Annotated in this window: 6 protein-coding genes; 4 read left to right on the top strand and 2 right to left on the bottom strand. The window is 32.3% G+C overall.

Translation table 11 applies throughout. The features are described from left to right. Window positions 1-2 precede the first annotated feature (2 nt). Together AC2D6T_RS06860 and AC2D6T_RS06855 are read left to right on the top strand one after the other, a co-directional pair. Window positions 3-2270, top strand: coding sequence for a glycoside hydrolase family 3 N-terminal domain-containing protein (locus AC2D6T_RS06860; RefSeq protein WP_484680956.1), 2268 nt, complete (start codon window positions 3-5; stop codon window positions 2268-2270). 7 nt (window positions 2271-2277) lie between these two features. Further along, window positions 2278-3414 carry a glycoside hydrolase family 88/105 protein gene (locus AC2D6T_RS06855; RefSeq protein WP_484680955.1) on the top strand — a complete coding sequence of 379 codons (1137 nt, stop codon included), beginning with the start codon at window positions 2278-2280 and terminating at the stop codon, window positions 3412-3414. A gap of 94 nt (window positions 3415-3508) precedes the next feature. On the opposite strand, the gene AC2D6T_RS06850 is transcribed toward AC2D6T_RS06855, so the two are convergent. Together AC2D6T_RS06850 and AC2D6T_RS06845 are read right to left on the bottom strand one after the other, a co-directional pair. After that, complete coding sequence (locus AC2D6T_RS06850; RefSeq protein WP_484680954.1) at window positions 3509-5089, bottom strand: ThuA domain-containing protein; 1581 nt, start codon at window positions 5087-5089, stop codon at window positions 3509-3511. 18 nt (window positions 5090-5107) lie between these two features. Next, window positions 5108-6343, bottom strand: a complete 1236-nt coding sequence (locus AC2D6T_RS06845; RefSeq protein ID WP_484680953.1) for a hypothetical protein — start codon at window positions 6341-6343, stop codon at window positions 5108-5110. A 170-nt stretch (window positions 6344-6513) separates the two neighbouring features. Between AC2D6T_RS06845 and AC2D6T_RS06840 the strand changes: the two genes are divergently transcribed. Next, complete coding sequence (locus AC2D6T_RS06840; RefSeq protein WP_484680952.1) at window positions 6514-8682, top strand: beta-xylosidase; 2169 nt, start codon at window positions 6514-6516, stop codon at window positions 8680-8682. 146 nt (window positions 8683-8828) lie between these two features. Beyond that, on the top strand, window positions 8829-11276 hold the full coding sequence (locus AC2D6T_RS06835; protein ID WP_484680951.1) for a BNR-4 repeat-containing protein: 2448 nt from the start codon (window positions 8829-8831) through the stop codon (window positions 11274-11276). The last annotated feature ends 109 nt before the right edge of the window (window positions 11277-11385 follow it).

Here is an 11385-nt window from a genome sequence, read left to right as displayed (position 1 = left end):
CAATGAAGAAATTACTTGTATTATCATTAATTACTATTCTTTTTTACTCCTGTGGAGAATCAGATTCCAAAAAAGATTACAAAGACAAATCCTTATCAATAGATGAGAGAGTTGAAGCGCTACTACCACTAATGTCTACAGAAGAAAAAGTAGCACAAATGCGAATTTTTCACGCTAATATTGGAGCAAAACCAGATAAAGATGGAAATTTAGTTTTGTCAAAAAGAGTTATTAAAAAATTAAAATTAGGTATTGCAGGGATTAAAAACCCAGGAGAACATATAGATCCTGTAGCTGCTGCTAAAATGAATAATGAATTGCAGAAATACATTATCGAAAACAACAGATGGGGCATTCCTGCTTTGTTTGTAACTGAATCTTACAATGGTGTAGATGCAGAAGGTTGTACATTATTTGGTCGTCCAATGACCTCTGCAGCATCATTTAATACAGAATTGGTACAAAGACAATGGGATGTTGTCGGTAGAGAAGCTCGTTTAAGAGGTATGCACATGTGTCATTCACCAGAAGCAGATTTAGTAAGAGATCCTCGTTTTGGAAGAATGAGTGAAGCCTTTGGAGAAGATACCTATTTAACAACTCAAATGGTTAAAAATGCCATTATTGGTGTACAAGGAAATTATGAAGGTTTAGGTGCAGGAACACACATTGGAGCAGTTGCAAAACACTTTGCTGGCTATGGTCAGGTTTTAGGAGGTTCTAATTTTGCTGCAATCGAAATATCGGAAAGAACATTAATTGATGAAATTTATCCACCTTTTGAAGCTGCTGTAAAAGAAGCAAGAACTTTAGGGATTATGGCTTCTCATGGAGATTTAAATGGGGTTGCAAGTCATGGAAATCCTGAGTTATTAACAGGTGTTTTAAGAGATCAATGGGGTTTTGAAGGCTATGTAGTTTCAGACTCTAATGATATTGCACGTTTGTTTTATTTTATGAAAGTTGCAGAATCACCTGAAGCTGCAGCACAAATGGGCTTAGAAGCAGGAATTGATATCGATTTATATGCTGAAGATTCGTATTCTTACTTACCAAAAATGGTGGAGAAAAATCCTGAATTAATGAAGTTAATTGATAGATCTGTAAGACGTGTGTTAAGAACAAAATTCATCTTAGGATTGTTTGATAATCCTTATATCGATTTAGAAGAAACTAAAAAAGGAGTGCGTGCAGTATCTTCTTTAGAATTGGCAAAAGAATCGGATTTAGAATCTATCATTTTATTAAAGAACGAAGAAAACACCCTGCCTTTAAATAAAAACAAGACTACAAGAGTAGCATTGTTAGGACCTTTATTAAAAGAAAATACAAAAGCAATGTTTGAGTCTGCTGTTGGGAATAGCAATGTAAAATTCACCGCAGAAAAAGGTTTTAACTTAACTAATGAAAAAGGTGGTGCTCCTAAACTGTTAGATAGAGACCCTAAAGCAATTGCAAAATTGGTAAATATTGCAAAAAGATCTGATGTAGTAGTGTTGTTTTTAGGTGGTGATAAATTTACTGCTAAAGAAGCTTATTTTAGTAATAGTACACTTGGTGATAGAGCAACTATAGATCCAGTAGGTGCACAAGATGAATTGGTAGAAAAAATTACAGCTCTAGGGAAAAAAGTAATTGTAGTTTTAAAACATAGAAGAACGTTATCTATAAACACTATTGCAGAAAAAGCTGATGCTGTTTTAGATACTTGGGATTTAAGTGAATTTGGAGATCATTCTACAGCTAAAATTATTTTTGGTGATGTATCTCCTTCAGGAAAATCGCCTGTAACCATTCCAAGATCAATTGGTCAGTTACCTTACCATTATAGTATGAAAGAAATCAACTATAAAAAAGAATATTTATTCTTAGGAAAGGGACCACTTTATCCTTTTGGTCATGGTTTAAGCTATGGTAATTTTGAATATTCAGATATTAAATTATCTAGTGATGAAATCACACCAGATACAGAAATTACGGCTAGTGTTACAGTTACCAATACAGGAAAAGTAAAAGCGAAGGAAGTAATACAAATCTATCTTAAAGATGAAATTGGTTCTGTAACAAGACCAGATAAAGAATTAAAAGGTTTTCAAAAAATTGAATTTGCTCCAGGAGAAAGCAAAACAGTATCGTTTACAATTACGCCTAAAATGTTAGAATTTACAGGTATAACTATGAAAAAAGTATTAGAAGCTGGAGATTATACCGTAAAAATAGGAACTTCATCAAAAGAATATTTAGAAGCAAAATTTAAATTAAAAAAATAGATTTAAAATGAACAAATCAATCTTATCATTATTAGCTGTTGTACTAACACTTTTTAGTTGTTCAGTATCACAAAATACGGTAGCTCAAAAATCAATTGATTTAGATAACGAAGCAATTCAAAAATCAATGATTAAAGCTTTAGAGTGGCAAGAGGCCCATCCTATTTTTGCAATACATCCAACAGATTGGACAGCTGGTGCTTACTATACAGGTGTGGCAAGAGCACACAAAACTACTAAGAATATGATGTATATGGCTGCTTTAAAAAATCAAGCAGTTTCAAATAACTGGGAAACTTACATAAGATTGCATCATGCAGATGATGTAGCAATTTCTTACAGTTATTTATATGTGGCTAGAAATGAAAAAAGAAGAAATTTTGCAGATTTAGAACCAACAAAGAAGTTCTTAGACACGCATTTATTTGAAGACAATAATTGGAAATCTGGTAAGGATAAAAGTAAGGAAGCAAAAACCATTTTATGGTGGTGGTGTGATGCTTTATTTATGGCACCTCCAGTAGTTAATTTATATGCAAAACATACCAAACAGCCAAAGTATTTAGAAGCGATGCATAAATATTATATGGAAGCGTACAATAGATTGTATGACAAAGAAGAAAACTTATTTGCTAGAGATATGCGTTTTGTTTGGCAAGGAAAAGATTCAGACAGAAAAGAGCCAAATGGTAAAAAAGTATTTTGGTCTAGAGGAAATGGTTGGGTACTTGGTGGTTTAGCATTACTTTTAGATGATATGCCTAAAGACTATGAGCATAGAGGTTTCTATGTAAATCTTTACAAAGAAATGGCAGCTAAAATTTTAAAGATTCAGCCAGAAGATGGTCTATGGAGAACAAGTTTATTAAGTCCAGAGTCTTACAATCATGGAGAAGTTAGTGGAAGTGGTTTTTACACTTTTGCTTTAGCATGGGGAATTAACAATGGTTTGTTAGATAAAAAACACACTCCAGCAGTTAAAAAAGCATGGAAAGGTTTAGCGGCTTGCCAACATGAAGATGGTAGAGTTGGTTGGGTACAAAATATTGGTGCTTTTCCAGAACCAGCATCTGCAGATAGCTGGCAAAACTTTGGTACAGGAGCTTATTTATTAGCGGGTAGTGAAGTGTTAAAATTGAAATAATAGATTTACATACTTAATGTAAACAAAAAAATCGAGGAATTTTTCCTCGATTTTTTTTGATCTAAACAATACGTTTTATTTGATTACTAATAGTTTATTTTTTCAAATACCTGGAAGTATATTTCCTATATTTTGCTGGAATTTTAGTAATCGATTTTATTTTAACATCTTTATAAAACGCTTCTGCAGCCTCTGATTGTAGTTGAATTCTGCCTTTTGTAAGTGGAAGAATTTTACCATCTAAATTTTTATATTTAGAGTTGAATAAAGCCATAACAACCTTCCCATTTACAATATGCAAACTAGTACCTTCGTAAGAAATTAGTTCTAGGGTATTCCATTCTCCATGAGGTTTTTCATTGTCGAAACCTTTGTTAACGTGTGCAGGAAATTTTCTTTCAATACTAGAAAATGTATTTAATTTAGCTTTGTGGGTGTAATCAAATTCTTTTTCGCCGTCTTTTTTTATGGATGGAATCTCAATTTGAGTTCCTGCTAAACTGTAATAATCGCCCATATCAGTTTCTTGAACTTGAAATTCTTGAGACTGCATCCAAACGTTCCAAAATTTAGTGTAAGGTCCAATACAATGGTATAAAATTCCATTATCACGCTTTCTTTTTAATCTTGGTTCCCAAACTTTTTCTCCCCATTTAAATTGAAGCTTTAAATGATAATTTTCGTATTCTTTTTTAGTGGTTAAAGCACCATATATTTCTCCAGAAATATGTAATACTTTTTCATCATTGATTGTTTTAAAAGTAAAAACATTTTTAGGATCGTTATTTAAGCCTAATGCTTTTGCATTTTTGCCATCACTTTTTGGATCAACATTTTCTAATCCTTTTACAGTTTTATGAGGTGCACCAATAAAAGTATCCCAATATTTAGAAGGGTTTTTACCAAATAACTTCGTCCATTTTTTTGAGATAACTGCTTCTTTTTTTAGTTGAGCAGCCCAAAGAATACCACCTTCAATATGCTTGTAAAAACGTACATCATCATAAATGGAAATAGTGTGTCCTAAAACTGTATAAAATACACGTCCACCATCATAAATATGACTCCAACTTATAGGATGATTGTCGGTATTCATTTGTTTTCCTTTGTACGATTTTTCATCAACAGTAGCTAAAACAGAAACATGTTTGCCTACGGGTTTTTTAAAATTATACCATTCGTCTTTAAAAACTTCTGTTTCTTTAAAACCAGCTACAGCTGGGTGATTGGTATCTTTATTAACATAAACTGTTGCAGGTTGTACTTTTGGGTGGTTTTTAAAACTAGCACCAATCATTTCTGTAAACCAATTCCATTCCATTTCTGTGTCAGAAGCTGCATGAATGCCTACAAAACCTTTTCCTCTAGCAAAATAGTTTTTTAAAGCATTTTTTTGAGCATCAGAAAACAAATCTCCAGTTGTGTTTAAAAATACAAGCACATCATACTTCGCAAGATTTTTGGTTGTAAAATCCTCAGAGTTTTCAGAAAAAGTAATTTTCCAATTATTAGTTGAAGCCATTTTAGCTAAAAAATCTTTTCCTTTTGGGATAGATTTATGTCTAAAAGATCCTGTTTTAGAAAATACTAAAACATCTAAAAGATTCTCTTGAGCAATAAAAACTGTTGAAAATAGGAAAAGAAATACTGTGAAAATGTGTTTTAAAAATTTCATAGATGTGTTTTATTGTGTTTAATTTCCTGCTGTATAAGATGATGGTGCATTTTGAATACTTTTTCCTTTACCAACGGATGTAAAGACAATGCCAGCCCATCTAGCTCTTGTATATTCATTACCATCTGTACCAACTTTTGCGGTTACCGTTATTTTGTCTCCCTTTTTTAGGGTAATGTTTTCCCAGGTTTTATTGTAAGGTTTACCTTCCACAAAAAGTCTTTTGGTAATTTCAGGCTGGTAAGAACCAATTTTTGTATCGTTAATAAACAAAGTAAAAGTTGAGTGTCCATCGTTTTCTCCTACACCTACAAAAACAATATCATAGTTGCCAGATTCAAAATTAAAAGAAGTACTGGTAGTTGCTTCTTTGTGTTTTTCAGGATGCACAGCCAACCAATTTTTACCATGCTTGTAAAAGTTGGTATTTTTAATTGAGAAGTCTTGAGCAGCAATTGATTTATTTTCTTTTGAAGACTTTGCTATGGTTTTAAAATAAGAGTATTTTACTTCAGGAAAAGGTTTAGGTAATTTACCTTTGGCTAAAACTACTTTTTGATCCTTTCCAATAGGTGTATAATTAATATCTTTTGTCAGTAGAAATTTATCAAATTCAAAGCCATCTTCTCGCATACTAAATGTAATCCTATGTACACCTGCTTTTTTAATATCTAAATATATTTGATGAGGTACACCACAATGTATTTCTTTAGTTCGTTGGCTGTTAGACCATGTCCATTCGTTTTTTCCTTTACACCATTGTATTCTTCTTCCGTTTTCTGGCCAAACATTATTTAAACCAACATGCAAACCATTGTCTTCAGAACCAGTGCTAAAAGCTCTAACCCAAACATAATACCTACCGGCAGTATTAAATTTTATTTGGTAATTTAAAACACCTATTTCACCAGGTTTATTAGAAAAGTTTGTGCCACGAATTAACTTATCTGAATGTGTAACTCTTTCGTCAGGTAATATTTCTAAGTAAGCATTATTACTAGCGTCATAAATATGTTTAACATCTTCATCTCTACCAACATTTACTTGTTCGTTTTTAGAAGTTCTATACCACTGTCTCATATTTGATGCTGTTTGTTGGTAGTAATATTCAGCTTCTACAGCAACCATTCCGTCTTTTTCTTGAAAAACAACATTGCTATCTATTAAAGCTTTACTAGGTTTTTTATTTTGAGCATTTAGGTTTAAACTAAAAAGAATAGCGCAAGCAACAAGTTTCAATAGAAAATGTTTCATTTTATAAAAAAAATAATTAATTCTTATAAAAGTACAAGCTTTGTTTTAATGAAGTGCCCTGTGCTATCCTGAAATTTTTCTTAAAAAAATTAAAAAAACGGTGAGTACAGGATGCTTTTAAGAAACAATGTTAATAAATTTATCAAGCTTTAAAACCAAAACATAGTTTTATGAAAAAAATACTATTTACATCAATCTTAACATTATTTATCTCGATTAGTTGTCAACAAAAAGAAGGCAATATGTCTAAAAAAGATGCAGAAATTGAAGCTAAAGTTCAAGATTTATTAAGTCAAATGACTTTAGAAGAAAAAATTGCAGAAATGACGCAGGATGCTCCTGCAAATAAAAGATTAGGAATTCCATATATGAAGTATGCAGAAGCGCTTCATGGAGTTTGGCTAGTACTAGATTATTATGGTAATACAACTGTGTATCCTCAAGCCATTGCTGCAGCTTCTACTTGGCAACCTGAATTAGTTAAAAAAATGGCTTCCCAAACTGCTTTAGAAGCAAGAGCTTTAGGGGTAACACATACGTATTCGCCTAATTTAGATGTTATTTCTGGTGATCCAAGATATGGTAGAGTAGAAGAATCTTATGGAGAAGACCCTTATTTGGTGTCTAGAATGGGTGTTGCATTTATACAAGGTTTACAAGGAATGGGTGATGAACGATTTGATGAAAACCATGTGATTGCTACTGCAAAGCATTTTATTGGTTATCCTGAAAACAGAAGAGGTATCAATGGAGGTTTTAGTGATATGTCAGAACGTCGATTACGAGAAGTTTATTTACCACCTTTTGAGGCTGCTATTAAAGAAGCAAAAGTAGGTGCTGTTATGCCAGGGCATCAAGATTATAATGGAGTTCCAAACCACATGAACACTTGGTTACTTAAAGATATTTTAAGAGATGAGCTAGGTTTTGATGGTTTTATTGTTTCTGATAATAATGATATTGCTCGATTAGGAACCATGCACTTTATTGCAGAAACCAGAACTGAGTCAGCCATTTTAGGCTTAAAAGCGGGTGTTGATATGGACTTAGTAATTGGAAAGAATGAGAAGCTTGCAGCATATAATACCAAAGTGTTAAAAGATACCATAACTAAGAATCCTCAATTAGAGAAATACATTGACAAAGCAACATCTCGTATTTTAAAAGCAAAATACCAATTGGGTTTATTTGATGCAGAACCAAAAAAGATTGACAAGAAAACTGTAAATGCTGGAAGAAAAGAACATCAAGAGTTTTCTTATGAAATGGCAAAAAAAGCAATCATTTTGTTAAAAAATGATAATAATGTTTTGCCTTTAGACATGTCTAACATAAAATCGTTAGCCGTAATTGGGCCTAATGCGCATGAAGAAAGGCCTAAAAAAGGAACCTATTCTTTATTAGGTGGTTATTGTGGTTTGCCTCCATTTTATGTGTCTGCTTTAGATGGAATAAAAGCAAAAGTTGGTGATAAAGTAAAAATCAATTATGCAAAAGGTTGCGATTTATTAAGCAATTCTAAAGCAGGTTTTCCAAAAGCAATTGCAGCTGCCAAAAAATCTGATGCAGTTATTTTGGTAATTGGAGGTTCTAGAAAAACTGGTGGCGAAGGTGCAGATAGAGCTGATTTGGATTTATATGGTGTGCAAAAAGAATTGGTAAAAGCAATCCATAAAACAGGCAAACCTGTTGTTGCTGTTTTAATTAATGGTAGACCATTATCCATCAACTATGTTGCAGAAAATATTCCTTCAATTTTAGAAACTTGGTATTTAGGGATGCGTTCTGGAGATGCTATTGCAGATGCTATTTTTGGGGATGTAAATCCAGGAGGAAAATTAACCGTTTCCTTTCCTAGATCTGTTGGTCAAGTTCCTGTAACCTATTTACAAAGGCCAGATTTTATTGGATCTGGAAAAGGACAATTTAGAGATGCAGATAAATCTCCATTATTTCCTTTTGGATATGGATTAAGTTACACAACATTTACATACAGTAAACCAACTTTTAAAGATGCAATAATTAATACTGATGAAAGTACAACAGTTTCTGTAGATGTTACCAATACAGGAAAAAGAGCTGGTGATGAAGTTGTGCAAATGTATGTAAGAGATGATTATGCTTCAGTTGGACGTTACAATAAAATGTTGAAAGGTTTTGAACGTATTTCGCTAAAACCAGGAGAAACTAAAACAGTAACTTTTACTTTAGGTTTTGATGAACTTAATGTGTTGAATCAAGATATGAAAAAAGTTGTAGAACCAGGAACGTTTACAATTTCTGTTGGGGCTTCGTCACAAGAAAGTGATTTGCAAAAAGCGACCTTAACTGTTAAATAATTAACTTTTTGAAAAGATTTTATAAACCTCATATTCATGTAATATGAGGTTTTTTTGTCAGGATACCTCCGGATACAAATTAATAAATAAAGTGTCAATTTTATAACATAACAAATAGAAAAGTTAAAATAATGAAAACTCATAGGTTGAAGAATATAACTTTAATACTAATATTTCTATTATCTGCCACAATATATTCACAGGTAACTCTAGAAAAAGAAATTAAAATTACAGATTTAGCCATGTATTTTGATGGTGATAGAGTACCATTAAACACAACAACAAATTCATCAACAGGTTACGATTATGTTTATGGAACGGCACTAACACCTCATGGAGATTGTATAAAAGTTTTTGGAGATTTTGTTTTTTTAACTTGGTATAGAGGTGGAAAAGAAGATCGTCATGTAATGTTGACTCGATACAATCAAAAAACTGGGGTGCAAAAAACAATAGAATTCCCTCACCAACATACTGGTTATAATGGAAAATGGTGGATAGGTGAAACACACAACACCATTGCAATTGCAATTAGCCCTAAAAACGGAACAGTTCATATGGTGTATGATATGCATGCATACACAAATTCTGGAGCTTTTGCGAACGATTATTTTAGGTATTCTTATTCTGTAAGTGGTGCTGCAGAGTTTTCTGATGAAGAATTTACATTAGATAAATTTGTAAAAGACCCTTTAGACGGAGATTATAGACATACCACTATGGATGGCAAACGTGATGCACCTCATTATGATCGTTTTACTTATCCAGAATTTTTCTTAAATGATAATGGAGAACTTTTTTTAACCGCTAGAGATGGTACTTCTCATGATGGTGCACAGGCTTTTATAAAATACGATGCAGAAAATTCTAAATGGGGCAGATTTAAGTATTTTAACGCTTTAGGAGCAGGTAGTAAAGGAGAAACTAATAATTGGAGCATCTATGGAGCTATTAAATATGTAGATGGTAAAATAAGAATTGGTTTTCAAAGAAGATTAAATACAGGTTCAGATAAATTTCAATATCAAAATGGGGTTTATTATGCGTATTCAGATGATCCATCAGGAGCTTCTCAATGGAAAAATCATAAAGGAGAAAATATCACATTTCCTTTAGTAAAAGCAGCTGAAGCTTTGGTGTTTGAACCTGGTGATTATGTAGCAACAACACAAACTAGTAAAGTTCACATTGTGGGAGGTTTCGATTGGACAGTTACAGATAATGGAGATGTTCATATTATCAGTAAAGTAACAGACAAAGAAAATAATGTTGTAAAAAACATACATAGTTACAAGCCAAATGGCGCAAGTGAATTTATAATTTCAGAAGATTTTTCAGGAGCAGAAGCTCTATATACCTCAGGAAATGATGTTTTTGTTATTGGTTTAAATTCTTCTGGTAGACCTTTTGTAGAGAGAGCAGCAGGAGGTACCAACCTGTTTACAAGAGTTTACGAGCAAACTTCTGGCAAAAGATTTAGAAAAGGTCAGGTATATATTTCAGACGGTAAATTATATTATTATCTACTAGAAAACAACGCTACAGACACAGATGATACACAACCTACTTACTTGCAAATAATTGATTTGGCAGTACAAGATGGTCCCACACCTTTTGCAATTAATTTACTAACACCCACAGATAATCAATCTTTTAACGAAGGGGACACTATACAAATGTTTGTGAATGCCACAGCAGACGAAGGCGAAATTACAAAAGTAGCCTTTTTAGTAGATGATACTTTAATACAAGAAGATACAGAAAAACCATTTTTATTAGATTGGACACCTAATACAACAGGAAGTTTTAAAATAAAAGCAGTAGCGTATAAAACAGGTGGAGAAAGTATTACTTCTTCAGAAATAACAATTCAAGTAAAAGAAATAGACAAATCCGACTTAACATTAGACACCTATAGATTACAAAATGTTGCTACTGGAAAATTTTTAACCGATTCCGGAACAAGTGCAATTCCTGTAAGTATGAGCGATTCTGCAGAAGAAAGCAATACACACTGGACGTTTGTAAAGGCTGGGTCTTATTACAATATAGATAGTGAAACTTTTGGAATACTTAGAGCTCCAGGTTCTGGTTTTGATGGTGGAGCAAAACCATTTTTTGTAGTTAGTACTAGTAAATCCTCTCCTGCAGATGATTCTGATAAAGTGTGGACAATTCATTACAACGAAACAGAAGATACTTTTAGGTTCGAATCTAAAGATAATAATAGATACCTTTATTACAATGCAGACGGAAACGTAACAAATATTGAAGCTTCTGAAACAGACCCAAGAAGTAAATGGAAAGCAATCTCTACAAGTGCAACATTAAGTCTGGGAAGGCAAGAGCTAAAGTCTTCTTCAATTTTAGTATACCCAAATCCTGCTAAGAATAAATTTACAATAGCATTGCAAAATATAGAACATATAAAACAAATAGAAATTTATAGTGTTCTTGGAGAAAAAGTGTATCAAAAAGTATCAAAAAATAAAGTTGTAGAAATAGATAATGCTAAACTTTCTAAAGGTATTTACTTAGTTAAAGTTTTTTCTAGTGATGATAAAATATACCGATCTAAGTTAATTATCAAATAAATAAAATTTAATAATAAAAAAAGCATTAAAAAGAGGCTACCTTTTAGGGAACCTCTTTTTTTAGATAAAATTAAGATATTTAAATAAAGTTAGTAGTAACATATTATAA

This window comes from Polaribacter sp. YIW18 (genome assembly GCF_057219325.1).
This window is presented reverse-complemented; position numbering and strand designations above follow the sequence as displayed.

Coding starts and splice junctions, on each gene's coding strand:
- AC2D6T_RS06860 (WP_484680956.1), top strand. CDS start 3: ATGAAGAAATTACTTGTATTATCATTAATTACTATTCTTTTTTACTCC.
- AC2D6T_RS06855 (WP_484680955.1), top strand. CDS start 2,278: ATGAACAAATCAATCTTATCATTATTAGCTGTTGTACTAACACTTTTT.
- AC2D6T_RS06850 (WP_484680954.1), bottom strand. CDS start 5,089: ATGAAATTTTTAAAACACATTTTCACAGTATTTCTTTTCCTATTTTCA.
- AC2D6T_RS06845 (WP_484680953.1), bottom strand. CDS start 6,343: ATGAAACATTTTCTATTGAAACTTGTTGCTTGCGCTATTCTTTTTAGT.
- AC2D6T_RS06840 (WP_484680952.1), top strand. CDS start 6,514: ATGAAAAAAATACTATTTACATCAATCTTAACATTATTTATCTCGATT.